This window comes from Xanthomonas sp. NCPPB 3200 (assembly GCF_056393585.1).
The window spans coordinates 445,710-470,884 of record NZ_CM150785.1; the positions used below are offsets into that span (position 1 = coordinate 445,710).

Annotated in this window: 23 protein-coding genes; 15 read left to right on the forward strand and 8 right to left on the reverse strand. The window is 67.2% G+C overall.

Translation table 11 applies throughout. The annotated features are described in order from the left end of the window. Window positions 1-121 precede the first annotated feature (121 nt). From AC06DU_RS01885 to AC06DU_RS01905, 5 genes are all read left to right on the forward strand, one after another. Complete coding sequence (locus tag AC06DU_RS01885) at window positions 122-1,372, forward strand: cyclic di-GMP phosphodiesterase (RefSeq protein ID WP_167763286.1); 1,251 nt, start codon at window positions 122-124, stop codon at window positions 1,370-1,372. Between the two features lie 577 nt (window positions 1,373-1,949). Continuing rightward, window positions 1,950-2,426, forward strand: coding sequence for a MarR family winged helix-turn-helix transcriptional regulator (locus AC06DU_RS01890; protein WP_126965400.1), 477 nt, complete (start codon window positions 1,950-1,952; stop codon window positions 2,424-2,426). Between the two features lie 121 nt (window positions 2,427-2,547). Continuing rightward, window positions 2,548-3,576, forward strand: coding sequence for a SphA family protein (locus tag AC06DU_RS01895; RefSeq protein ID WP_478203407.1), 1,029 nt, complete (start codon window positions 2,548-2,550; stop codon window positions 3,574-3,576). Between the two features lie 33 nt (window positions 3,577-3,609). Continuing rightward, on the forward strand, window positions 3,610-4,377 hold the full coding sequence (locus AC06DU_RS01900; RefSeq protein ID WP_104554544.1) for a coniferyl-alcohol dehydrogenase: 768 nt from the start codon (window positions 3,610-3,612) through the stop codon (window positions 4,375-4,377). Between the two features lie 28 nt (window positions 4,378-4,405). Beyond that, the gene (locus AC06DU_RS01905; RefSeq protein WP_065033062.1) at window positions 4,406-5,887 is read left to right on the forward strand and encodes a benzaldehyde dehydrogenase; all 1,482 of its coding nucleotides are present in this window, start codon (window positions 4,406-4,408) and stop codon (window positions 5,885-5,887) included. Window positions 5,888-6,192: 305 nt separating this feature from the next. On the opposite strand, the gene AC06DU_RS01910 is transcribed toward AC06DU_RS01905, so the two are convergent. Next, on the reverse strand, window positions 6,193-7,089 hold the full coding sequence (locus AC06DU_RS01910; protein ID WP_478203409.1) for a helix-turn-helix domain-containing protein: 897 nt from the start codon (window positions 7,087-7,089) through the stop codon (window positions 6,193-6,195). A gap of 98 nt (window positions 7,090-7,187) precedes the next feature. Here AC06DU_RS01910 and pobA point away from each other — a divergent pair, with 98 nt between their 5' ends. Together pobA and AC06DU_RS01920 are read left to right on the forward strand one after the other, a co-directional pair. Further along, complete coding sequence (gene pobA, locus AC06DU_RS01915; protein ID WP_478203410.1) at window positions 7,188-8,372, forward strand: 4-hydroxybenzoate 3-monooxygenase; 1,185 nt, start codon at window positions 7,188-7,190, stop codon at window positions 8,370-8,372. 258 nt (window positions 8,373-8,630) lie between these two features. After that, on the forward strand, window positions 8,631-9,155 hold the full coding sequence (locus AC06DU_RS01920) for a nuclear transport factor 2 family protein (RefSeq protein ID WP_126965397.1): 525 nt from the start codon (window positions 8,631-8,633) through the stop codon (window positions 9,153-9,155). A gap of 136 nt (window positions 9,156-9,291) precedes the next feature. Here AC06DU_RS01920 and glpK read toward each other — a convergent pair whose 3' ends face one another. The 7 genes from glpK to AC06DU_RS01955 form a co-directional block, all read right to left on the reverse strand. Beyond that, window positions 9,292-10,791, reverse strand: coding sequence for a glycerol kinase GlpK (glpK, locus tag AC06DU_RS01925; protein ID WP_126965396.1), 1,500 nt, complete (start codon window positions 10,789-10,791; stop codon window positions 9,292-9,294). Window positions 10,792-10,900: 109 nt separating this feature from the next. Beyond that, window positions 10,901-11,719 carry an MIP/aquaporin family protein gene (locus AC06DU_RS01930; RefSeq protein WP_016904933.1) on the reverse strand — a complete coding sequence of 273 codons (819 nt, stop codon included), beginning with the start codon at window positions 11,717-11,719 and terminating at the stop codon, window positions 10,901-10,903. Between the two features lie 177 nt (window positions 11,720-11,896). After that, window positions 11,897-13,411 carry a glycerol-3-phosphate dehydrogenase gene (gene glpD, locus AC06DU_RS01935; RefSeq protein ID WP_478203412.1) on the reverse strand — a complete coding sequence of 505 codons (1,515 nt, stop codon included), beginning with the start codon at window positions 13,409-13,411 and terminating at the stop codon, window positions 11,897-11,899. A gap of 223 nt (window positions 13,412-13,634) precedes the next feature. Further along, the gene (locus AC06DU_RS01940) at window positions 13,635-14,462 is read right to left on the reverse strand and encodes a DeoR/GlpR family DNA-binding transcription regulator (RefSeq protein WP_102253243.1); all 828 of its coding nucleotides are present in this window, start codon (window positions 14,460-14,462) and stop codon (window positions 13,635-13,637) included. Window positions 14,463-14,517: 55 nt separating this feature from the next. Next, window positions 14,518-15,501 (reverse strand): PDR/VanB family oxidoreductase, encoded by a 984-nt coding sequence (locus tag AC06DU_RS01945; protein WP_478203414.1) that lies wholly within the window; start codon window positions 15,499-15,501, stop codon window positions 14,518-14,520. After that, window positions 15,494-16,297 (reverse strand): GntR family transcriptional regulator, encoded by an 804-nt coding sequence (locus AC06DU_RS01950; protein WP_046345407.1) that lies wholly within the window; start codon window positions 16,295-16,297, stop codon window positions 15,494-15,496. Before AC06DU_RS01950 ends, AC06DU_RS01945 begins: the two co-directional genes overlap by 8 nt. A gap of 20 nt (window positions 16,298-16,317) precedes the next feature. Beyond that, window positions 16,318-17,394, reverse strand: coding sequence for an aromatic ring-hydroxylating dioxygenase subunit alpha (locus AC06DU_RS01955; RefSeq protein ID WP_016904721.1), 1,077 nt, complete (start codon window positions 17,392-17,394; stop codon window positions 16,318-16,320). Window positions 17,395-17,651: 257 nt separating this feature from the next. Here AC06DU_RS01955 and AC06DU_RS01960 point away from each other — a divergent pair, with 257 nt between their 5' ends. The 8 genes from AC06DU_RS01960 to pcaC all read left to right on the forward strand — a co-directional run bounded on the left by AC06DU_RS01960 (window position 17,652) and on the right by pcaC (window position 25,028). Next, window positions 17,652-18,515 carry a CoA transferase subunit A gene (locus AC06DU_RS01960; RefSeq protein WP_179464448.1) on the forward strand — a complete coding sequence of 288 codons (864 nt, stop codon included), beginning with the start codon at window positions 17,652-17,654 and terminating at the stop codon, window positions 18,513-18,515. Continuing rightward, on the forward strand, window positions 18,512-19,300 hold the full coding sequence (locus AC06DU_RS01965) for a CoA-transferase subunit beta (protein ID WP_102253242.1): 789 nt from the start codon (window positions 18,512-18,514) through the stop codon (window positions 19,298-19,300). Before AC06DU_RS01960 ends, AC06DU_RS01965 begins: the two co-directional genes overlap by 4 nt. Continuing rightward, window positions 19,297-20,505, forward strand: coding sequence for a 3-oxoadipyl-CoA thiolase (pcaF, locus tag AC06DU_RS01970; protein ID WP_478203415.1), 1,209 nt, complete (start codon window positions 19,297-19,299; stop codon window positions 20,503-20,505). The genes AC06DU_RS01965 and pcaF overlap by 4 nt, the downstream gene beginning before the upstream one ends. An 80-nt stretch (window positions 20,506-20,585) precedes the next feature. Then, window positions 20,586-21,314, forward strand: coding sequence for a protocatechuate 3,4-dioxygenase subunit beta (pcaH, locus tag AC06DU_RS01975; RefSeq protein ID WP_024938790.1), 729 nt, complete (start codon window positions 20,586-20,588; stop codon window positions 21,312-21,314). Window positions 21,315-21,318: 4 nt separating this feature from the next. Next, window positions 21,319-21,882: a protocatechuate 3,4-dioxygenase subunit alpha gene (gene pcaG, locus AC06DU_RS01980; protein ID WP_478203417.1), complete on the forward strand. Its 564-nt coding sequence runs from the start codon at window positions 21,319-21,321 to the stop codon at window positions 21,880-21,882. Between the two features lie 318 nt (window positions 21,883-22,200). After that, complete coding sequence (locus AC06DU_RS01985; protein WP_478203418.1) at window positions 22,201-23,553, forward strand: 3-carboxy-cis,cis-muconate cycloisomerase; 1,353 nt, start codon at window positions 22,201-22,203, stop codon at window positions 23,551-23,553. A 10-nt stretch (window positions 23,554-23,563) separates the two neighbouring features. Continuing rightward, on the forward strand, window positions 23,564-24,352 hold the full coding sequence (pcaD, locus tag AC06DU_RS01990) for a 3-oxoadipate enol-lactonase (RefSeq protein WP_478203419.1): 789 nt from the start codon (window positions 23,564-23,566) through the stop codon (window positions 24,350-24,352). Between the two features lie 271 nt (window positions 24,353-24,623). Then, window positions 24,624-25,028, forward strand: coding sequence for a 4-carboxymuconolactone decarboxylase (gene pcaC, locus AC06DU_RS01995; protein WP_184432373.1), 405 nt, complete (start codon window positions 24,624-24,626; stop codon window positions 25,026-25,028). Window positions 25,029-25,175: the final 147 nt, after the last annotated feature.

Here is a 25,175-nt window from a genome sequence, read left to right on the forward strand (position 1 = left end):
CGCCGCACGGCGCGAGCGAGTTCTACCGGACCAAAGAAATCCTGCGCACTGCCGATAACCCGACAGACCCTCCATCGTCGTGGCGGGCTCTTCCGCGGACCATTTGCAGATCAGCGCCGGCATGCTCAGAACCATCGATTCAGACCAACTCCGCCCCGGCATGTATGTCTACAAGCTGCTGGGCGCGTGGGTGCACCACCCGTTCTGGAAGACCTCGTTCCTGGTCGATTCGGACGACGTGGAGAAGATCCATGGCAGCCGGATCGAGCAACTGGTGATCGATACCGCGCGTGGCCTGGACCTGGACACGGCGGTGCCGGACGCGCCCGATCCGCAGCCTGAGCCTGAGCCGGAGCAACCGCCGCCGCCGGCACCGGAACCCCCCGAGCCGGCCACCACCACGCGCACCGCGCGGACCAATAGCGTCACCGCGCAGGTCGGCATCGAGTCCGAAGTGGTGCGCGCACGCAAGATCTTCGAAGACGGCCGCGATACGGTCGAGGCGATGTTCCGCGATGTGCGGCTTGGCCGCACCGTCGACACCGAGGCGGCGATGCCGCTGGTGGAAGCCATCAACGATTCGGTCCTGCGGCATCCGCAGGCCTTGATCAGCGTGGCAAGGCTGAAGACCGCGGACGACTACACCTATCTGCATTCGATGGCGGTGGCCGGCCTGATGAGCGGGCTGGCGCGCCAGCTCGGTCTGCCCGAAGGGCAGGTCGTCGAGGCGGCCATGGGCGGCCTGCTGCACGACATGGGCAAGGCGGTGACGCCGCTGGACATCCTCAACAAGCCCGGCAAGCTCACCGACGAAGAGATGGCGATCATGCGCCAGCACCCGCTGGACGGTCATCGCCTGCTGGTGGCCGGCGGCGTGCAGAACGCGGTGGTGCTGGAGATCGCGTTGCACCACCACGAGAAAATGGACGGTAGCGGCTACCCGAACCGCTTGGCGGGCGAGAACATCGCGCTGATGTCGCGGATGGGCGCGGTGTGCGATGTGTACGACGCCATCAGCTCGGACCGCCCCTACAAGCGCGGCTGGGATCCGGCCGAATCGCTCAAGCGCATGGCGTCGTGGCAGGGGCACTTCGACCCGGTGGTGTTCCAGGCCTTCGTGCGCCGGCTGGGGATTTATCCGGTCGGCTCGTTGGTGCGGCTGGAGTCGCAGAAACTGGCGGTGGTGATCGAGCAGACCCCCGATGCGCTGCTCAAGCCCAAGGTGCGCGTGTTCTATTCGGCCAAGCTGCGCAGCCATGTGCTGGTGCAGGACATCGACCTGTCGCGCCCGGACTGCCAGGACCGCATCGCGCAGATGGAAAGCCCCTCGGACTGGGGCTTCCGCGATCTCGAGAAGCTCTGGCTGCCGTAACCCGTAACCCGCTGGCCACAGGCCGCACGGGTGCACGCGGCCTAGCCGGTGCGGAGATGCGCCGGGCGAGTGGGCTGGGTCCGCAGGCGTCGTCTGGCGATGGCCGCAGCCCTGCCGTCGTGATTGCCACCACCGCTGCCAGGCCCGGCATGCCGCGCGCACCTGTGCCCGGCGTGCCTGTCACAGGCGTTGCCACCACGCCCGCCAGGCCCATTGACCCGCGTAGTCAACCTGGCGAGCGCGACCATGCTGCGCTGCAGCTTGGCAATGTAGTTATGATCCATAACTATTCCGGAACGCAATCACTTGCCGACCCCGGATCCCATGTCGCAGCCGTGCCTGGATGACCGTCGCTTCCCATACCTGCGTGCTGCCGCATGCGGCTGCCACGTGCTGGCGCTGGACTGGCACCAGCCTGTGGCGGCCTGCCTGCACGGCGGTGCCACGTGGCTGGCGGCCACGCCCACATCGGCATGCCTGCGCGCGTCTACAATGCAGCTCACGCCGCGGATCGGCGTTGCGGGCGGTGAGCGTTGCGCGCACCGGTCCGCCTGTCGTCTTCGCTGCGAGAACCGTCATGTCCGTCACTGCCACTGCCGTACCGCTGCCGGATGCCGTCACCACGGTGGATCAGGCACGCCTGCTGCGGCTGCTGGGCTACCGCATCACCCGCACCGAGTTGCTGGTGCGGCGGATGTTTCAGGACTGCGTGGCTGCGTTCGACCTCAAGCCGGTCGACTTCTCGCTGCTGATGCTGGTGGACGGCAACCCGGGCATCAACCAGCGCCAGATCGGCGACGTGCTGCACGTGTCGGCGCCCAACCTGGCGATCGTGGTGGCACGCCTGGTCAAGCGCCGCCTGCTGCGGCAGGTGCGGGGACGCCAGGACCGACGCATGCAGCATCTGTCGCTGACCAGCGCCGGCGTGACCCTGCTGAGCGCTGCCGAGGCCGAAGTGCTGCGCATGGAACAGCAGCTCAGCGTGGTGCTGGGCAGCAGCGAGGCGCCGTTGCTGCGCGCACTCGACCGGCTGGACCGCCTGGACACCCTGTAATCCGCCGCTGCCGTGCAGGCGCACGGCCAGCTTTCCTGTTGACCTGCGCACGCGCCGTTGCCGGCGTGTCGATCGCGCCTGCCTGACCGTTGTCCCGCCGCAGTTCCCGCTGTTCCTCCCAATGCTGGAGATGTTCGCAGTGAGCTATCGATCGGTCCTGTCTGGGTTGTCTTCCCGCGCGTCGTCACTGCGCCGCGCAGCGCTTGGCATGCTGTCGCTGCTTGCTGCCGGCACGGCCGGCGCACAGAACCTGCCGCAGAGTACGACGCTGACCAACGGCATCAATACCGGCGGCACCAGCTATCTGGACGGCTTCACCCGCACCACGCCCGGCTGGGCGGTGGTCACCTATCTGCGCCAGAGCTCACTGGACGCGATCAAGGATTCCCGCGGTGACGACGTGCCGGTGTTCGACCGCCCACGCATCGATTCCACCCTGCTGCTGACCCAGGTCGCCTATGTCACCCCGTACACGCTCTTCGGCGGCGCAGTGGGCATCAACACGCTGCTGCCGCTGATCAATCTGGATGCTTCGTTCGGGCGCAACAGCATTGCCAGCTTGCGCGACAACGGCGCCGGCGTGGGCGACCTGACCTTTGGCCCGTATCTGCAGATGCTGCCGGTGATCCGCAATGGCAGGCCGGTGTTTTCGCAGCGCTTCGAAATCGATGCGATCGCGCCGATCGGCAAGTTCGACCGCGATCGCGACCTCAATCAGGGCGCCGGCTACTGGTCGCTGGTGCCGCAATATGCGTTCACCGTGTTCCCGACCCCCAACTGGGAAGTCAGCGCACGCATCAACTATATCTACAACTTCCGCAGCGAGCGGCGCCCGAACCTGCCGCCGGGCTTCGAGTTCCGCAACGGCCAGGCCGGCGACGCGGGCTGGATCAACTTCGCCACCTCCTGGGAAGTGGTACCCGACATCCGGCTTGGCGTGAATGCCTATTACCTCACCCAGTTCCGCGACAACCGCACCAATGGGCAGCGTGTGGCCGACACCCGCCAGAGCGTGTTCTATGCGGGGCCCGGTGGCGTGTGGCGGATGGATGCCAACAACATGCTGTTTGCCAATGTGTACCTGCCGGTGGAGGTCAAGAACGCCGCCTCCGGCAATAACGTCAACCTGCAGTACGTCCATGTGTTCTAGCGCCGGCACGGCCGGCCTCTTCGGAGAGTGGCAATGAATTTGCAGAACAAGACCATCGTGGTCACCGGCGTGGCATCGGGCATCGGTGCCGAAGTCGCGCGTCTGGCCCGTTTCCATGGCGCCACGGTGATCGGCGTCGATCGCACGCCGGTGCAGATGTCGCTGCACGGGTTCCACCAGGCCGATCTCGGTGATCCGGAATCCATCGATGCGCTGGTGCAGGCCTTGCCGGCGCGTATCGATGCGCTGGCCAATGTGGCTGGCGTCCCCGGTACCGCGCCGCTGGAGGTGGTGGCACGCGTCAACTATCTGGGCCTGCGCCATTTGAGCCAGGCGCTGCTGCCGCGCATGACGCCCGGTGGTTCCATCATCAATGTGGCCTCCATCCTGGGCGCCGAGTGGCCGCAGCGCCTGGAACTGCACAAGCAACTGGCTGCCACCGACAGCTTTGCGTCTGGCGATGCATGGCTGCAGGCGCATCCGGTGGCGCACGACACCTGCTACCAGTACTTCAAGGAAGCGCTGATCGTCTGGACGCTGCTGCAGTCGCGGCCCTGGTTCGCCGAGCACGGCGTGCGCGTCAACAACGTCTCGCCGGGGCCGGTGTTTACGCCGATCCTTGGCGATTTCGTCACCATGCTCGGCGAGGAGCGCGTCAAGGAAGATGCCAAGCGCATGACGCGGCCGGCGTATGCCGACGAGGTGGCGGAGGCCATCGTGTTTCTCGCCTCCGATGCGGCGCGCTGGATCAACGGCATCACCCTGCCGGTCGATGGCGGGCTGGCGTCCACCACTCTGTAACACCACCCCCTCAGCAGGAGGCTAGACCATGAACGCTCTCCCCAATACCGCCATTGCCGCAAGCGCCGCTCCGGCCTGGCATGGCTGCATCTTCAATGGCGACTGGGTGCCAGGCAACGGCGGCACCGCGCAGATCATCGAACCGGCCACCGGCACTCTGCTGCACGAAGTCGGCAAGGCCGACCTGGCCGATGTCGCCGCTGCCGTGGCGCTGGCGAAAAAAGCGCAGCGTGCCTGGGCAGCCACTGCGCCACGCGAGCGCGCTGCGGTGTTTCACCGTGCCGCGCAGCTGATGGAAGCGCGCAGTGCCGAAGCGGCACTGCTGATCGCGCGCGAAACCGGCGGCATCCTGCCCAAGGCCCAGCGCGAAGTGAACGAGTCGGTGGTGATCTACCAGCAGTCTGCGGCGCTGCCGCTGCAGGCGGTCGGCCAGGTGCTGCCGACGGGCGCCGGTCAGCTCAGTCTGGCGCGGCATCTGCCGCTGGGCGTGATCGCAGTGATTTCCCCGTTCAATTTCCCGCTGATCCTGTCGCTGCGCTCGGTCGCCCCGGCGCTGGCGATGGGCAATGCGGTGGTGCTCAAGCCCGACCCGCGCACGCCATACACCGGTGGCGTGGTCATCGCGCAGGTGCTGGAAGAAGCGGGCCTGCCGAAGGGACTGCTGCATGTACTGCATGGCGATGCCGCCATCGGGCAGGCGCTGGTTGAATCGCCGGATATCCCGATGATTGCCTTCACCGGTTCCACCGCGGCCGGGCGGCGCATCGGCGAGATCGCTGGCCGGCATTTGAAGAAAGTGTCGCTGGAGTTGGGCGGCAACAACGCAGTGATCGTGCTCGACGACGCCGATCTGGACAAGGCCGCCTCTGCAGTGGCATTCGGCGCCTACATGCATCAGGGACAGATCTGCATGGCCACCGGCCGCGTGCTGGTCCAGCGCGGGATCGCCGATGCATTCACCCAGCGGCTGGCCGAAAAAGCCAGGCATCTGCCGGTCGGCGATCCGGTCAGCGGCACCGTGGCACTGGGTCCGATCATCGACCAGCGCCAGCTGCAGCGGGTGATCGATATCGTGGACGACAGCGTCGCCGCCGGCGCGGTGGTGGAGGCCGGCGCCAGCAACGAAGGCCTGTTCTATGCACCGACGGTGCTGTCCAACGTGCGTCCGGGCATGCGTGCATTCGACGAAGAAGTCTTTGGCCCGGTGATCAACATCACCGTGTTCGATACCGACGACGAAGCCGCAGAACTTGCCAACCATGGCGAGTACGGTCTGGCTGCGGGCATCCTGTCGGCGTCGGTGTCGCGCGCGATGCGCCTGGGCGACAAGCTGCACACCGGCCTGTTGCACATCAACGATCAGACCGTGGCCGATGAAGTCATCAATCCCTTCGGCGGGACCGGCGCGTCGGGCAACGGCACCAGTGTCGGCGGACCGGCCGATTGGGAGCAGTACACCCACTGGCAATGGCTGACGATCAAGAACGAAGTGCCGCAGTACCCGTTCTGACCGGCGCGTCGCAACCGACCGGGGGGCGGGGCTGCAGGCGAGCCGTGGATCAGCCGCTTTGGGGCTGATCTATCTGCGTTGTCCAAGCGCACCGCTCTTAACCTTGCCCACCGACCATCTCAACTGGGCCTTGCCCGCCCGCCGTCGCGGGACCTTACGCGGCATGGATGCCGCGTACAGGGATGTACTTGCGGCCTGTCCTGCGAGGGTGGGCGGGCAAGGGCCCTGCAGCAAACCTGCAGATCAACCGCTCTACGATTGAGCTATCGCAAGGGCTCGGCAGCCAAGCTACAGACCAGCCGCTCTTACTCGCCAGCGCGGAATTGCGTCGGCGAGCAGCCGGCATGGCGTGCGAAGTAGCGGCTGAAGTATGCAGCGTCGAAAAATCCAAGGGTGGCGGCGATCTGCTGCACGCTCAGACTGGTGTAGCGCAGGCTGCGGCGTGCTTCGAGCATGATCCGGCGCTGCAGTAACTGCAGTGCCGAGGCGCCGGCCAGTCGCTGGCATAACGCGTTGAGATGGCCCGGAGTCAGACCCAGCTGCTCGGCATAGCGGGAGATCGGCCAGTGCGCGCGATAGTGCTGGTCAATCAGGGCCTGATAGCCACGCAGATGGCGCAATGCCGGGTCGGCGTACGGGCTCACCGCAGCCGCATCCTGCGCGTGCTCCAACGCCGTGCGGGCGGTCCAGATCAACAGCTGCGCTGCGGCGGCGTGCAATGCGGCCTCGTGGCCGATGCGTCGGTACGCGTGATCGCCGGCAATACTGGCGAACAGCACGTCGAGCAATCCGCGTGCGCGGCGTGCGTGCAGGACCTGCGGGACCGTCAGTGCGCCCTGCAATACTGGCGCGGCACTCAAGGCATTGCGTACCAAGGGCATGCACACGGTGATGATGTGGCCGCGTACCTGTGGATCGAATTTGAAGCCATGCACGCATAGCGGTGGCAGCCAGATCACGCTTGCGCCACGCACGCGCTGGCTGCGGCCATCCAGCTGCAGCGTCGCCGGACCGCGTTGCACGTACAGCAGTTGCGCCAGGTCTTCGTGCCGGTGCGGGGCGATGCGCCAGTCATGCAGCCGGCTGCGTGCGGCAATCGACTCCCAGTGCAACAGCTCGGGCGTGTCGGCATGCTGCTCGCCATACAGACCGAAGGCGGGAACCGCAGCAGCTGCGGCAGTGGTTTGCACGCGTGTGGGCATCGTCGAAAAGTCCAAGCACTGCACGCAATCATCCCTTCAAAGCATGTGCTTGGCTACCCACACTGGCCTGCATCCGTCGGCTGAGGCAGGAGCATTGCATGCGAACCCAGATCGCGATCATCGGCGCCGGCCCCTCCGGCCTGTTGCTGGGCGAGCTGTTGCTGCAGGCCGGTATCGATACCGTGGTGATCGAGCGGCAGACCCCGGAGCATGTGCTGGGGCGTATCCGTGCCGGCGTGCTGGAACAGGGCAGCGTGGCGCTGTTGCAGCGGGCAGGCGTTGGCGCACGCGTGCAACGCGAAGGCTTGCCGCATCACGGCTTCGAACTGTCGCTGGATGGCCGGCGGGAGCGTATCGATCTGCTGCGCGGCTGCGGACGCAGCGTGACCGTCTACGGCCAGACCGAGGTCACTGCCGATCTGATGCAAGCCCGTGCGCGCAGCGCTGCGCCAACGTATTACAGCGCGCAGGACGTGACACTGTGCGGAGTGGACAGCGACGCGCCTGCGGTGGAATTCACCCACGATGGCCAGCGCCTGCGTATCGACTGCGACTATATCGTCGGCTGCGACGGCTTCCATGGCATCAGCCGCGCCAGCATCCCGCCGGAGCGACTGCGCCTGTTCGAGCGGATGTACCCGTTCGGGTGGCTTGGCGTGCTTGCCGACACCCCACCGGTCAACGACGAGTTGATCTACGCGCAGCACCCACGCGGCTTTGCCTTATGTTCGATGCGCTCGCCGACGCGCTCGCGCTATTACGTGCAGGTGCCGGCCGATGCGCGGGTGGAGGCATGGAGCGATCAGGCGTTCTGGGATGAGTTGCGTGCGCGTCTGCCAGACGCCTTGTCTGCGCAACTGGTCACCGGGCCGTCGATCGAGAAGAGCATTGCGCCGTTGCGTAGCTTCGTCGCCGAACCCATGCAGTACGGGCGTCTGTTCCTGGCCGGCGATGCGGCGCATATCGTACCGCCCACCGGCGCCAAGGGCCTGAATCTGGCGCTGGCCGATGTCGGCTTGCTGGCGCAATTGTTCGAGCGCTGGAACGCGCGTGGCGATACCGCGGTGCTGCAACAGTATTCGGCGCTGGCATTGCAGCGGGTGTGGAAGGCCGAACGGTTTTCATGGTGGATGACCACCTTGCTGCATACCTTCGACGACCAGGACGCATTCACCGCACGCATTCATGCCGCAGAGCTGGATTATCTGCTGGACAGCGAGGCCGGGCGCGCCACCCTGGCCGAAAACTATGCAGGCTTGCCGTTGGTGGAGCTGCCGGATTGAGCGTAGCGATGGTTGCCGCCGAGACGCCTCGTGCGTGCGCGCGAGAAAACCGACTGCCGTGGTTATCTTCTGATTACCACCAATACCGCAGGTGCCCTGGTGCACTCCAGGGCGGCTAGCGGGCGAGCGGACGCGGCCGTTAGGCTGGCGGCGACGCGTGGAAAACCCTGTGTGCCAAGGCGCGTCGTCCCCCAATCAACGGTGCACCGTGTTGGCACCCGGCCGGCACAGCGCCCGTCTCCACATAAGGAGTCTTCCATGAATAAGCTGTTCTCACGCGCCTTGCTGCTGGTCATGCTGCTGGTCATGCTGGTGGCGCCGGTGGCTGCGTTCGCGCAGACCGCAGTGACGGAAAATCCCAACCACCAGAAGATGCTGCTTGGCTCCACCTGGTATGAAACCGCCAACAAGCGGCTGGTCTACGATTTCTGGCGCATCGTGTTCGAAGCCGGCCAGGTGCAGTATGCGCCGATGTACATGGACAAGAACTACATCCAGCACAACCCGAATGTGGCCAATGGCCGCGATGCCTTCATCGCCTTCCTGACCGCCTTCGTGAAGCCGACGCCGGTGCAGCCGCGCGTGCAGCTGCCGCTGGTGGCCATCACTGCCGACGGCGATCTGGTCACGCTGGTGTCGGTGCGCACCTTGCCCAATCCGAATAAACCTGGCACCACCTATACGACCACCTGGTTCGACATGTTCCGCATCGAAAAAGGCCTGATCAAGGAGCATTGGGATCCGGACACCATTGCCGGCCGCGCCAATAGCGGCGGCCAGTAATCGCTGCTGCATTGCAGGGCTGCAGCGTGCAGCCCTGCAATGCGTGATCCATGCAGCTCGTCAGCAACCATGCAAGTGGTTGACGGAAACGACAACGCCCGCCTGATGGCGGGCGTTGTCTTTTTGAGCGCAGCGGTCAGCTGGTGCGGAAGCCCATCGTCGCTTCCACTGCCTGCTGCCAGCCGGCATAGAGTTGTTCGCGCTTGTCGTCGGCCATGGTCGGCTCGAAGCGGCGATCCACCGCCCACTGCTTGGCGATCTCTTCGCGGCTGCTCCAGAACCCGGTCGCCAGACCGGCCAGGTAGGCTGCGCCAAGCGCGGTGGTTTCGGCCACTTCCGGGCGCAGCACCGGCACGTTGAGCATGTCGCTCTGGAACTGCGCCATGAAGTCGTTGGCGATCGCGCCACCGTCGGCGCGCAGTTCCTTCAGCTCGATGCCCGAATCGGCCTGCATCGCAGTCAACACGTCGCGGGTCTGGTAGGCCATCGATTCCACCGCTGCACGCACGAAATGTTCCTTGGTGGTGCCGCGGGTCAACCCGAACACCGCGCCGCGGATATCGCTGCGCCAATACGGTGCGCCCAGGCCAACGAAGGCCGGCACCAGATAGACCCCGTCGTTGTCGCCGGCGCGTTCGGCATAGGCCTGCGAGTCGCTGGCCTTGCCGAGCATGCGCAGGCCGTCGCGCAGCCACTGCACCACCGAGCCGGCGACGAAGATCGAACCTTCCAACGCGTATTCGACCTTGCCGTCGATGCCCCAGGCGATCGTGGTCAACAGACCGGCCTTGGACGCAACCGCCTTGTCGCCGGTATTCATCAGCGCAAAGCAGCCAGTGCCATAGGTGTTCTTGGCCATGCCCGGCTCGAAGCAGGCCTGTCCGAACAGCGCCGCCTGCTGGTCGCCGGCGATCCCGGCGATCGGCACCTGCTCGCCGTAGAAATACTGGGTCTGGGTCATGCCGTAGATTTCGCTGGACGAGCGTACCTCCGGCAACATTTCCTTCGGCACGTCGAGCATGGCCAGCAGCTCGGCGTCCCACTCCAGCGTGTGGATGTTGTACATCAGCGTGCGCGAGGCATTGGTGTAGTCGGTGACATGCACCTTGCCGCCGGTGAGATTCCAGATCAGCCAGCTGTCGATGGTGCCGAAGGCTAGCTCGCCGTTACGCGCGCGCTCGCGGGCGCCGTCGACGTGGTCGAGGATCCATTTGACCTTGGTGCCGGAAAAATACGCATCGATCAGCAGGCCGGTCTTGTCGCGCACCATCTGCTCGTGCCCGGCCTCCTTGAGCTGCGTGCAGATGTCCTTGGTCTGCCGCGATTGCCAGACGATGGCGTTGTAGATCGGCTGGCCGGTGGCCTTGTCCCACACCACCGCGGTCTCGCGCTGGTTGGTGATGCCGATACCGGCGATCGAGCGCGCATCGATCTGCGCGTTGTTGAGCAACTCGGTGATCGTGGTGTAGACGCTGGTCATGATCTCGCGCGGGTTGTGTTCCACCCAGCCCGGCTGCGGAAAGATCTGGCCGAACTCGCGCTGCGCCACGCCGGCCACCTTGCCGTTGCGATCGAACAACATCGCCCGTGAGCTGGTGGTGCCTTGATCGATCGCAAGGACGTATTGCTTTTCCATCGGAGATTCCTCGAACAATGCCGGCGCTGACGCACGGCGAGAAAGGGGGCAGTGCACGCCGCTGCGCGAAGGCCGATAAACCCCAGCTGTCAGTCGTGCAGCAGGGCGATCAGCGCGGATCGAGCGGTTTGCCGCCCTGCAGATGGCGCACGCGTGCCGGCAGGAACGGCAGGATCAGCCACTGGTAGGCGAGCGCGCCGATCGGGCCGCCGATCAACGGGCCGACAATGGGAATCCACCAGTAGTTGTCCTTGGCCGGCAACGCAGCCTCGCCCCAACCGGCGAGGTAGGCGAACAGACGCGGGCCGAAATCGCGCGCCGGATTCATCGCCCAGGCTTCCAGATAGCCCATCGACGCGCCCAGCGTCGCCACCAGCAGGCCGATCATCAGCGCGCCGGAGTTGGCGGTCGGCGCGGCTTCGTTGAATTGTTCGGTGATGGCGAAGATGCCGAAGATCAGGAACGCGGTGATGATGATCTGGTCGACCAGCGCATGCATCGGCGTGACCGCAAGGCCGGGTGCGGTGAAGAACACCCCGGCGGCGCCACCGGCTTCGCGGGTGAGTTGCTGCACCTGGTTGTAGTGGTCGATGACCGGGCCGTACAACTGGTAGACGATGGCCGCGCCCAGGAATGCGCCGATCACCTGCGCGCCCCAGTACGGCAGCACCTTCTTCCAGGAGAAACCGCGGAACAGCGCCAGCGCCAGCGTCACCGCCGGATTGGCATGCGTGCCGGACACCGAGCCGGTGACATAGATCGCCAGCGTCACCGCCAGGCCCCAGGCGATACACACGCCCCAGTAGGCGTTCTGGTACGGGCTGGGGTCGTAGAGGACGTACATCGCCGCGACCGAATCGCCGAGCGCGATGATGATGAACATCGCCACCGCTTCGGAAATCAACTCACCCACGAGTTGGCGGCTCATGCGCGCGTCCTCGCGCCGATGGCGATGACACAGGCAGGGTGGTGCGATGCGCGCATTGGCGCGCAGGGGTCTTCGGTGATGCTCATCAGGGTGCCCTCCACGTGACTCAGGATGATGCCGGCGAATGCGCCAGGATACGTTGCCGCGCGACCCGTCCTCGCCGGCAACGTGGTTCGATCAGGCCGGCACGCCGTCCGCCTGCCGGACCGAGTGTGTCTGCAAATACGCCTCCAGGCGTGCGCGCCTGGCCGCGTCGATGCGCAGGCCGAGTTTGCTGCGGCGCCACAGGATGTCGTCGGCAGTGACGGCCCATTCGTGGGCACGCAGGTAATCCACCTCGGCCTGGTACAGATCGGCGCCGAAGTGCGTGCCCAGGGCGGCGATGTCCTGCGCCTGGCCCAGCAGCTGCTCCGCACAGGTGCCGTAGTTGCGTACCAGCCGCTGCGCGGTCGGCGCCGGCAGCCATGGGTATGCGTTGCGCACGCGCTCGAGCAGGCTGGCGATATCGCGTTGTTCGCCGCCGGGCAATGCATCGCCGCGCGCGGTCCATGCCGGCTTGCGGGCACCCAGCGCCTGGGTGAGGCGGTCGACCGCTTCTTCGGCCAGCTTGCGATAGGTGGTGAGCTTGCCGCCGAACACGTTGAGCAACGGTGCGCCGTCGGTAAGCACTTCCAGCTGGTAATCGCGGGTGACTTCGGCAGCGTTGTCCTCGGCGTCGTCCAGCAGCGGACGCACGCCGCTATAGCTCCACACCACATCGCTGGGGGCGATCTGCTGCTGGAAATACAGGTTCACCGCATCGCACAGGTACTGCACTTCGGCCGCATCGATGCTGGGCGCGGCGGGGTCGGCCTGGTAATCCACGTCGGTGGTGCCGATCAGGGTGAAGTCGTGCTCGTACGGAATGGCGAACACGATGCGCCGATCCGGTTGCTGGAAGATGTACGCGTGGTCGTGGTCGAACAACTTGGGCACCACGATGTGGCTGCCCTTGACCAGGCGCAGTGCGTGCTTGTGCGGCACTGCGGCGACCTTGTCCAGGAACGACACCGCCCATGGCCCGGCCGCGTTGGCCAGTGCACGCGCCTGCACGGTGCGGCGGCGGCCGTCGCGGTCTTCCAGCTCGGCATACCAGAAGCCTGCATCGCGCCAGGCACCGACGCAGCGTGTGCGGGTGCGGATCTGTGCGCCACGCCTGGCGGCGTCCATCGCATTGAGCACCACCAGCCGCGCATCCTGCACCCAGGCATCGGAGTACACGAAGCCGGTGCGCAGCGATTCCTGCAGCGGCTGGCCAACCGGGTGCGTGCGCAGCGACAGCCGGCGCGAGCGCGGCAGGCTGCGCTTGCTTCCGCCGAGATGGTCGTACAGGAACAGCCCGGCGCGAATCATCCAGGCCGGGCGCAGATGCGGTTGATGCGGCAGCAGGAAGCGCAGCGGCCAGATGATGTGCGGGGCCAGCCGCAGCAATACCTCGCGCTCGGCCAGCGCCTTGCCAACCAGCGCGAACTCGTACTGCTCCAGATAGCGCAGGCCGCCATGAATAAGCTTGGTGCTGGCGCTGCTGGTATGCGCGGCCAGATCGTCCTGCTCGCACAGGCACACCGACAGGCCACGCCCGGCCGCATCGCGGGCGATGCCGACCCCGTTGATGCCGCCGCCTATCACCAGAAGATCGTATGTCTCGCCCATCGGTGTCTCCGTCCGGGCGCGCCAGTAGCGAACCCAAGTTGTCATGTTCGAACATATTCGAACATCAAACCTTTTCGGGACGTGAAGAGCTGTCAGGCCTGAGAACTAGGCGGAAATAGAGCGATTCGGCCTATCGAAGCCGAAACCTTGATAGTCAGGGCGGATCATTGAGGAAGCCAGATTGGCACGCCGCGCCGCAAACGCACAAAAACGAACAAGTGGCTCAGCCGGCGTCGCCAGGCGCGGCCAGATGCACGCGGGTGCCGGCCTCGGCCAGCACGGCGGCCAGTTCCTGCGGCGGCGGCCGGTCGGTGAACCAGTCGTGCACCTGGGCGATCGCGCCCAGTCGCACCATGGCGTTGCGGCCGAACTTGCTGTGGTCGGCGGCCAGCAGCACCTGCCGCGAGTGCTCAATGATGGCCTGGGCCACGCGCACTTCCTGGTAGTCGAAGTCCAGCAGGGTGCCGTCCAGATCGATGCCGGAAATGCCGATCACCCCGAAGTCGACCTTGAACTGCCGTATCAGCTCCACCGTCGCCTCGCCGGTCACGCCCTGGTCGCGCCCGCGCACCACGCCACCGGCTACGATCACCTCGAAGCTGGGGTTGGCGCTGAGCATCACCGCCACGTTGAGGTTGTTGGTGATCACGCGCAGGCCGCGGTGCTGCAGCAAGGCGCGCGCGACCTCTTCGTTGGTGGTGCCCAGGTTGATGAACAACGAGGCATCGTCGGGAATGAAGCGGGCGACCTGCGCGGCGATGTGCTGCTTCTCGCGCGCCTGCAGCGCCTTGCGCGCGGTGTAGGCCAGGTTTTCCACGCTCGAGGGCATGCTGACGCCACCGTGATAGCGGCGCAGCACACCGGCATCGCACAGCAGGGTCAGGTCGCGACGGATGGTCTGCGGCGTCACCTCGAAGCGCGTCGCCAGCCCTTCCACCTCGGCAAAGCCCTGCTGCCGCACCAATGCCACCAATTGTTCCTGGCGCGGGTTGAGTGCCGGCGCCGGGACCGTCCTGTAGTGAGTCGACTCCATGCGCAGATGATCGCGCATGCGCGTGAGGATGCAAACACGCGCTGCGCGAGCGCCGGCGTGCCGATGGCCGCGCTCAGCCCAGCTCGCCGCGGTAGCCGGTATCGATGCTGATGCTGCCGCCCACCGCGCGCGAGACGCAGGCGCACAGCTTGCGGTTCTCGCGGCGCTGTTCGTCGCTGAAGAACACGTCGCGGTGATCGATATCGGCCGCGCTGTCCAGCACCTCGACCGCGCACAGCCCGCATTCGCCACGCCGGCATTCGGCGATCAGCTCGACCCCGGCGTCGGCCAGCGCATCCAGCATCGACTCGTTCTCGGCCACCGGCACTTCCAGGCCAAGCCCGGGCAGCTTGACCACGAATGCCTGCGCCGGCACCCGCCCGCTGTTGCCGAAGGTTTCGAAATGCAGCCGCGCGCGCGGACGCCCGGCGGCATGCCAGTGCTGGCGCACCGCTTCGAGCATGCCGAGCGGGCCGCACACGTACACCTCGGCATTGGGCGACAGCCGCGCCAGCTCGGCGGCAAGATCCGCCGGGCCGGCGCCGTCGTCGCATTGCAGCTGCAGGCGCTCGCCCAGCAGCGCTTCCAGTTCGTCGACATAGGCCATCGCACGGCGGGTACGCCCGGCATACAGCAGGCGGAACGCGCGGTGGCGGCGCGCCAGCCGCTGCGCCATGCCGATGATCGGGGTGATGCCGATCCCGCCGGCGATCAGCAGGATCTCCTCGCCGCCCTCGTCCAGCGCGAAGTTGTTGCTGGGCGGGGAGATCTCCACCACATCGCCGGGCTGCAGCGTCCACATGTGCCGCGAGCCGCCGCGGCTGTCGGGCATCTGCCGTACCGCGATCTGGTAGTAGCCATCGGCACGCGGCTCGCCCACCAGCGAGTACGAGCGCAGGTCGGCGCGGCCATGCAGCTGCACGCGAAAATCCAGATGGCTGCCGACCTCGAAGCCGCGCGCCGCGGTGCCTGGGTCGAGCACGATTTCGCGCACGCCCTCGCAGGCGTCGGCAATGCTGACCACATGGGCGCGGTGCCACTGGGTGTCTTTACGCATGGGGAACTCCAGGCAGAGGGGTGGACCGGCTGCTGCCGGCAGTGGCGGGATGGGCGCGGCCGATCAATGCGCCGCCGCGCACCTGGGTGATCGCCGCCGGGGTCTGCAGCACGTGGCGCAGATTGCGATGGGCCAGCCGTGCGTGTTCGCGCATCAGCGCTTCGGCGCGCGCGCCCTGGCGATCTTCGATGGCGGCCAGGACTTCGCGGTGCTGGTCCTGCGCCAGGGTCAGGATCAGCCGCGCCTCGGCGCTGGTGGTCTGCGCCATGACCAGGCTGTTGGGCGAGGCGAACGGCAGCTGCAGCACGCGGGTGAGCTCGCGGCCCAGCACATCGCTGCCGGCCATGGCCACCAGCAACGCGTGGAACTGCGCATTGGCCTGCACGTACGCGCTGAAGTCGATGGCGTGCAACGGCGAGCCGACGATGCGGTCGAGCGTGTCCAGCAACTGGCGTGCCTGGGCCAGCGCCGCGGCCGATGCACCGCGCTCGGCCGCCATGCGCGCGGCCAGGCCTTCGAGCGTGCCGCGCAGCTCGATCGCATCGTGCACGTCGCGTTCGCTGAAGGCCTGCACCGCATAGCCGCCGCCGGGCAGTGCGCTGGCCAGGCCTTCTTCGCACAGCCGCTGCAACGCGGCGCGCACGGGCGTGCGCGACATGCCCAGCCGCTGCACCACCGCCAGCTCGGACAGGCGCGTTCCGGCCGGCAGGGTACCGTCGAGGATCAGTTCGCGTAGCGACAGCAGTGCGCGCGTGGTCTGCGCGGCACTGCTACGAAACGGGGTGGCGGGTGACATGGAAACCTCCGGTGCGGTGCTCAGCCCACCATGCGCAGCGACAGTTCCTGCGCGCGCTGCTCCTGGGCGATCAGCCGATCGATCACGCGGCGCGCCCACATCCCGCCGGCATCGACGTTGAGGTTGTAGAAGGTGTGATCCGGATGCGCGTCGATGGCGCGTTGCTGCGCTTCCAGCACCGCCTCGTCCTCGCCGAACACGCCGGTGACGCCTGCACGGGTCAGCGTGGTCAGCGATTGGTCGTGCAGCGCGTAGTTGCGCATGAACGCCCAGAAGTAATGGCAGGTGGTGTCGGTTTCGGGCGTGATGGTATTGAGCACGTAGCCGTTGACGCCCTGGCTGCGGTCGCCCTCCGGCGCACCGGTGCCGGCGATGGCCACGCCAACGTCGATGGCGATGGTGCCGGGCGCTTCGAAGCGGATGATCTGCCAGCGGTCGACCTTGCCGCGGTAATCCAGATGGCGCGCGATCTGGCTGGCCCAGAACGGCGGCGCGTCGATATTGCGCATCCAGCGCGACACCACCACCGAGCGGTCGCCATGCATCACCTCGAACGGCGCTTCGGCGATCTCGTCCTGGCCGATGCTGGAGCCGTGCACGAAGGTCTCGTGGGTCAGGTCCATCAGGTTGTCCAGCACCAGCCTGTAGTCGCACTTGGCATAGATGGTGCGGCCATCGCCGGCCCAGGCCGGATCGTGCGCCCAGTGCAGGTCGGGAATCAGGCGGGTGTCGGCCTGCGCCGGGTCGCCCGGCCAGATCCACACATAGCGATGCTTCTCGGCCACCGGAAAACTGCGCACACACGCGGAGGGATTGATGGTCTCCTGCGAGGGCATGTGCACGCAGCGGCCCTGGCTGTTGTAGACCAGCCCGTGGTAACCGCACACCACATCGTCGCCGCGCAGCTTGCCCATCGACAGCGGCACCAGGCGATGCCAACACGCATCTTCGAGCGCGATCACGGCCCCGGCAGTGGTGCGATAGACCACCACATCCAGGTTGCAGACCTTGCGCGGGGTCAGCGCATGCTTGATCTCGTGGTCCCAGGCGACGGCGTACCACGCGTTGAGGGGAAACAGCTGCTTGGACTGGGACATGACCGTGGCTCCTGGGGTTTTGTATACAACCTGGGGTGCGGATCGGCAGCGGTGCGCCGGCTGGCGACCAGTTGACGCGCATGCCGGCGCTGGCGTCTGCTTGCAAGCGAAGTTATGTATACACCGGAGACAATGTTGGAGCGTCGGTCGCCCGCCGAAATTGTGCGATTATCGAATTGATGCGCCGATAATCGCATTGACCGGGCCGTGCAGCTGCGCCTAACGTGACCACACGCTCGCTGTGCAGGACCGAAGCAATGGCCCAGATCGTCCCCCTTTCAGAAGCGGTGTCCCAGCTGATCGCCGATGGCGACTGCGTGGCGATGGAAGGCTTCACCCATCTGATTCCGCATGCGGCCGGCCACGAGGTGATCCGCCAGCGCAAGCGCGACCTGCACCTGGTGCGCATGACCCCTGACCTGATCTACGACCAGCTGATCGGCGCCGGTTGTGCATCGGCATTGCGGTTCTCGTGGGGCGGCAATCCCGGCGTCGGTTCGCTGCACCGGCTGCGCGATGCGGTCGAACATGCGTGGCCGCAGCCGCTGCAGATCCGCGAACACAGTCATGCCGACATGGCCAACGCGTATGTGGCCGGTGCCTCGGGCCTGCCGTTCGCGGTGCTGCGCGGTTATGTCGGCTCGGACCTGCCGCGCGTCAACGACAGCATCAAGTTCCTGCAATGCCCGTACACCGGCGAGACGCTGGCCACCACGCCGGCGGTCAAGCCCGATGTCACCGTGATCCATGCGCAGCAGGCCGACCGCCGCGGCAACGTGCTGCTGTGGGGCATCCTGGGTGTGCAGAAGGAAGCCGCGCTGGCGGCGCGCAAGGTGATCGTCACGGTGGAAGAGATCGTCGACACGCTGGATGCACCGCCCAACGCCTGCATCCTGCCGCGCTGGGTGGTCGATGCGGTCTGCCATGTGCCCGGCGGTGCAGCGCCGTCGTACGCGCACGGTTATTACGCCCGCGACAACCGCTCCTACCTGGCCTGGGATGCGATTGCGCGCGACCGCGCCCGCTTCCAGGCCTGGATCCAGACGCACATTCTCGACACCGAGGACTTTGCCGCGTTCCAGCGCGTGTACGCGCAATCGCTGCTGCAGGTGGCCGCATGAGCGACTACAGCACCAACGAGATGATGACCGTGGCGGCGGCGCGGCGCCTGCCCGATGGCGCGGTGTGCTTCGTCGGCATCGGCCTGCCGTCCACCGCCGCCAACCTGGCGCGGCTGACGCATGCGCCGGATGTCACCCTGATCTACGAATCCGGTCCGATCGGCGCGCGCCCCGACGTGCTGCCGTTGTCGATCGGCGACGGCGAGCTGGCCGAAACCGCCGACACCGTGGTCTCCACGCCAGAAATCTTCCGCTACTGGCTGCAGGGCGGGCGCGTGGACGTGGGCTTCCTGGGCGCGGCGCAGATCGATCGCCATGCCAATCTCAACACCACGGTGATCGGCCCGTACGACGCGCCCAAGACACGGCTGCCCGGCGCGGGCGGCGCGCCGGAGATCGCGGCCAGCGCCAAACAGGTGTTCATCATCATTCGCCAATCCAGACGCAGCTTCGTGCCCGCGCTGGACTTCATCACCACGGTCGGGCATCTGGACGGTGGCGATGCGCGGCAGCGCGCCGGCCTGCCCGGCGCCGGCCCCACCGTGGTGGTCACCGACCTGTGCGTGATGGAGCCCGATCCGGTGACCCGCGAACTCACCGTCACCGCGCTGCATCCCGGCAGCACCCGCGAGCAGGTGAGCGCGGCCACCGGCTGGCCGATCCGCTTCGCCGCCGATCTGGCGCAGACCACCCCACCCAGTGCTGCGGAACTGCAGGCGCTGCGCGCGCTGCAGGCACGCACCGACGCAGCGCATGGCAAGCAGGCAGCCGGAGCCGAGGCATGAGCGAGGTCTATCTGATCGATGGCATCCGCACGCCGATCGGCCGCTACGGCGGCGCCCTGGCCGGCGTGCGCGCCGACGACCTGGGCGCGATACCGATCGCCGCGTTGATGGCACGCAATCCGCAACTGGAACCGGCGCTGATCGACGATGTGTACCTGGGCTGCGCAAATCAGGCCGGCGAGGACAATCGCAATGTCGCGCGCATGAGTCTGTTGCTGGCGGGCTTGCCCAGCTCGGTGCCGGGCAGCACGCTCAATCGCCTGTGCGGCTCGGGGCTGGATGCGGTCGGCACGGTGGCGCGCGGCATTCGAGCCGACGAGCTGGGGCTGGCGATCGCTGGCGGGGTCGAATCGATGACCCGCGCGCCGTGGGTCATGGGCAAGGCCGAGAGCGCGTTCGCGCGCACGCAACAGCTGGAAGACACCACCATGGGCTGGCGGTTCATCAATCCGCGCCTGCAGGGTGCCTATGGCGTGGAGCTGATGGGCGAGACCGCGGAGAACGTGGCACAGCGCCATGCCATCGCGCGCGAAGACCAGGACGCGTTCGCGCTGCGCAGCCAGCAACGCGCCGCCGCCGCACAGGCAGCGGGATTTTTTGAGGGGGAGATCACTCCGGTGCCGGTGGCCGCACGCAAAGGGGGCGAGGCAAGCGCGGTCGATCGCGACGAGCATCCGCGCCCGAACACCACCGCCGAGATGCTGGCCAAGCTCAAGCCGGTGTTCCGCCAGCCCGGCACGGTGACGGCCGGCAATGCGGCCGGTCTCAACGATGGCGCTGCCGCCCTGTTGCTGGCGTCTGCGCAGGCCGTGCATGCGCATGGGCTGACCCCGCGGGCACGCGTGCTCGGCTTCGCCTCGGCGGGCGTGGAGCCTGCCTACATGGGCATCGGCCCGGTACCGGCCACGCAGCGCCTGCTGGCGCGCCTGGGCCTGCGCATCGAGCAGTTCGACGCGATCGAGTTCAATGAAGCCTTCGCCGCGCAGGTGCTGGCCTGCACGCGCGCGTTCGGCCTGGCCGACGATGCCGCGCACGTCAACGCCAATGGCGGCGCCATCGCGCTGGGTCATCCGCTGGGCATGAGCGGCGCGCGGCTTGCATTGACCTTGTTGCGGCAACTGGAGGCGGGCAATGGGCGGCTTGGGCTTGCCAGCATGTGCATCGGGGTCGGGCAGGGCGTGGCGCTGGCGATCGAGCGCGTGTAGTGCGCCGATTGCAACCGTCACCGCCGTGACCGCACACCCACGTTTTGATCCTGCCGTAGCGCAACCGATGGAGATCCCGCATGCGCGACCCCAGCTCTGACACGTCGATCGATCCGCTGCTCGGCTATCGCCGGCCGAGGATCGGCACACAGCCGGCCTACCTGCATCTGCCCTACGCATCCACCGCGTTGCGCGGCCCCACGCGTGCGCCGATCGATATCCCGGCCACGCTGTCGGAAGTCACCGGCCCGCAATTGAATCGGCTCACCCTGGGCGAGCATGCCGCCGACCTCACCGCCGGCTTTGCGGGCGAGCCATTGGGCGAGCGCATCATCGTGTCCGGTCGCGTGCTCGACGAAAACGGCAAGCCGGTGCGCAATAGCGTGGTCGAGGTGTGGCAATGCAATGCCGCCGGCCGCTATCAACATGCCGGCGACCGGCACGACGCACCGCTGGATCCCAACTTCCGCGGCACCGGCCAGGTGCTCACCGACGACCACGGCCGCTACGCCTTCAAGACCATCAAGCCGGGCGCGTATCCGTGGCGCAATCACTACAACGCCTGGCGGCCAGCGCATATCCATTTTTCGCTGCATGGCGACGGCATCGGGCAGCGGCTGATCACCCAGATGTACTTCCCCGGCGACCCGTTGCTGGCGCACGACCCGATCTACAACTGCGTGGACGATGCGCAGGCGCGCGAACGCATGGTGTCCAGCTTCGACTGGGAAAACGCGGTGAGTGAATACGCGCTGGCCTACCGCTTCGACATCGTGTTGCGCGGCCGCAAGCAAACGGTCTGGGAGTGAATCGATGAGCCTGCACACCACCCCGTCGCAAACCGTTGGCCCGTACTACCGGCTCGGGCTGGAGCCGCTGTATCGCGCGCAACTCGCGCCTGCGCAGGCCGCGGGCACACACGTGCAGGTCAGTGGTTGCGTGTTCGATGGCGCCGGCGCCCCGGTGGCCGACGCAGTGCTGGAGCTGTGGCAGGCCGATGCGGCCGGCATCTATGCGCATGCCGCCGATACGCGCTGCCAGGCGCACGATCCCGGCTTCGATGGCTGGGGCCGCGTGCCGACCGACGCGCAGGGGCGTTTTTCCTTCAGCACCGTCAAGCCGGGCCAGGTCGCCGGGCCGGATGGCAAGCTGCAGGCAGCGCATCTGACCGTGCTGGTCTTCATGCGCGGGCTGTTGCGCGGCGTGTCGACGCGGCTGTACTTCGCCGACGATCCGCAGCTGGGCAGCGACCCCATCCTGGCCCTGGTGCCGGCCGAGCGCCGCAGCACGCTGCTGGCGCATTCGCGCGGTGGCAGCGATTACGTGTGGGACATCCATATGCAGGGCGATGCGGAAACGGTGTTCTTCAACTATTGATCGCGCCGTCGGTGCGCGGGGTGCCATGCATGGTTGTCTCCGTGCGAGCAGCACGCCTGCACCTGCGTGCAGGTGCGGCGCAGCTGTCGCCGCGCGCCGGGCAGGCAGGTGCCTGCGCGCGCTGCCCTCGGTGATCCATCGTGATCGCGTAGTACCCGCGCGCAATGCCGTGATCCCGCCGCGACACGCCTTGTCCAAACGTGCAGCACGCATGACCCGCACCGACCACCACGCGTGCACACCACCCGGCACCGCGCACGCCAGTTGGCACTCTTGCGCATCGGTGCCATGCTGCCGGCACGCCACCCGAGGCCATGCATGACTGCGACGTCTTCCCTGTTGGGATCCCTGTTTGGCGAGCCGGCCTGCGACGCGCTGTTCGACGACACGGCGCGGGTGCAGGCAATGCTGCACTTCGAATCCGCGCTTGCCCGCGCGCAGGCGCAATGCGGCGTGATTCCCGCCGAGGCCGCGCAGGCCATTGCGGCCGCATGCGACGTGCAGCATTACGATCTGGCCGCGCTGGCCCAGGCCACCGCACTTGCCGGCAACCCCGCCATTCCATTGGTCAAGGCGCTGACCGCGCGCGTGGCCACCCACGATGCGCAGGCCGCGCGCTGGGTGCACTGGGGCGCCACCAGCCAGGACGTCATCGACACCGGCACGGTACTGCAGCTGCGCGCCGCGCTCGACCTGCTGCTGCCGCGCCTGCAGGGCCTGTGCGCCGAGCTGGCTGCGCTGGCCGCGCGCGAACGCAATACCGGCCTGCCTGGTCGCACCTTGTTGCAGCAGGCGGTGCCGGTCACGTTCGGGCTCAAGGTCGCCGCCTGGCTGGATGCGTTGCAGCGCGCGCATAGCCGCCTGCAGTCCTTGCAGCACGATGGCCTGGTGCTGCAGTTCGGGGGCGCGGCCGGCACGTTGGCGTCGTTGCAGGAGCGCGGTCTGGATGTCGCCCAGGCGCTGGCAACCACGCTGGCGCTGCCGTTGCCCGCGATGCCGTGGCATACCGCACGCGATCGCCTCGTCGAGGTCGGCTGCGCGTTCGGCCTGCTGGCCGGCACGCTGGGCAAGATCGGCGGCGACGTGGTGTTGCTGATGCAGTCGGAAGTCGGCGAAGTGTTCGAGCCGGCCGCAGCCGGCAAGGGCGGCTCCTCGGCGATGCCGCACAAGCGCAATCCGGTCTCCAGCGTCGCCGCGGTTGCTGCTGCCACCCGCGTGCCCGGCCTGGTGGCGACCTTGTTCAGCGCGATGGCGCAGCCGCATGAACGCGCCGCCGGGCAATGGCATGCCGAATGGGAGACCTTGCCGCAGATCGTGTGCCTGACCGCCGGCAGCCTGGCGCAGATGCAAGGCTGCCTGACCGACCTGCAACTGGACCGCGAAGCCATGCGCGCGCACCTGCACAGCCATGGCGGCGCGTTGTACGCCGAGGCAGCGGTGTTCGCGCTGGCACCACGGCTCGGCAAGCCACAGGCGCATGCGCTGGTCGAACAGGCGGTGGCACGCGCCCAGGCGCAGCAACGCCATCTGCGCGAGGTGCTCGGCGACGACGCGCAGGTGAGCGCGGTACTCACGCAGGCGCAACTGCAGGCGGTGTTCGATGTGGACAGCTGGCGCGGCATGTCCTCGGTCTGGATCGATCGCGTGCTGGCCGCTTCTTCATCCCGCTGACGGTGCTCCGATGGCTTATCTCCAGTTGCCCATGCATCGCCTGCACTACCGCCTCGACGGCACCGAAGGCCGCCCCTGGCTGACCTTCTGCAATTCGTTGGGCACCGACCTGCATATGTGGGACGTGCAGATCGCCGCGTTTGCGCCGCATTACCGCATCCTGCGCTACGACCGCCGTGGCCATGGCGATTCGGACACGCCGCCCGGCCCGTATCGGGTTGCCGACCTGGGCCAGGACGTGCTGGCGCTGTGGGATGCGTTGCAGATCGCGCAGAGCGACTTCTGCGGCCTGTCGATCGGCGGACTCACCGGGCAATGGCTGGGCCTGCATGCGCCGCAGCGCCTGCGCCGGCTGGTGGTGTGCGCCACCGCGCAGAAGATCGGCAGCAGCGATAGCTGGAACGCGCGCATCGAGCAGGTGCGCAGCGAAGGCCTGCCGGGGCTGGTCGATGCCACCTTGCAACGCTGGTTCACCCCGCCGTTTGCGATCAGCCATGCGCAGCGCCTGGACATGATCGTGGCCGCCTTCGTGTCGACATCGCCGCAGGGCTATATCGCCTGCTGCCAGGCGGTGGCCGACGCCGACTTCCGCGGCGCGCTGGACACGCTGGAGCTGCCACTGCTCGCACTGGCCGGCGACGACGACCCGGTCTGTCCGCCGGCCGATCTGCGCGAGATCGCCTACGCCGCCCCGCACGGCCACTACGCACAGGTGCCCGGCCGGCACATCTGCAACCTGGAGTCGCCGGCCGCGTTCAACCACAGCGTGCTGGGCTTTCTGCAGGCCGACCACGTGTGACCCTCCGCCCGGCCAGGCAACTGCCGGACGCATGCAGCCGTCACCCCGATCCGGCACACACGACGTCCGGCATCCCCGCTCATGCGTTGCATCTGCGCCAGCTGACCACGGCCAGCTGCCTGTCGCCAGCGACATCAATCGCAACCAGTGCACCTGATACGTCAGCGCTTGCCCTACGGCCAAAGCTGACCTGCAGCAGCCGTCAGCACCCGATTCCCGGTTCTCGATTCCCCATTCCCCATTCCCCATTCCCACGCAGGAGAGATTTCCGATGCACGAAGACGAGCGTTACCAGGCGGGCTTGCGCGAGCGCCGCCGCGTCCTGGGCGATGCGCATGTCGAGCGCTCGCTGGCTGCACGCACCGAGTTCACCGACGAGTTCCAGACGCTGATCACCCGCTACGCCTGGGGGACCATCTGGACCCGCGATGGCCTGCCCGCGCACACCCGCTCGCTGCTGACCCTGGCGATGATGGTGGCGCTGGGCCACGACGAGGAGTTCAAGCTGCACGTGCGCGCCGCGCGCAACAACGGCGTCACGCCCGAGCAGATCAAGGAGGTCCTGCTGCAGGCCGCGGTCTATTGCGGCGTGCCTGCCGCCAACCATGCCTTCGCGCTGGCCAAGCCCATCCTCGAGGAGCAGGCCGGCGAAGAACAGCCGGTGCGCGAAGGCTGACGGCCACGGCGACGCGTGGCAGCAGGCACGCTGCGTTTGCGCGGCATGCGGCGGGCAATGCGACCGGTTAGGTTGGCTGTGCCCCTGGCCTGCACTCAGGGCACGCCGGGCAGGGGGGCGATCCAGCGCGCGCACTGCGTTGCACCC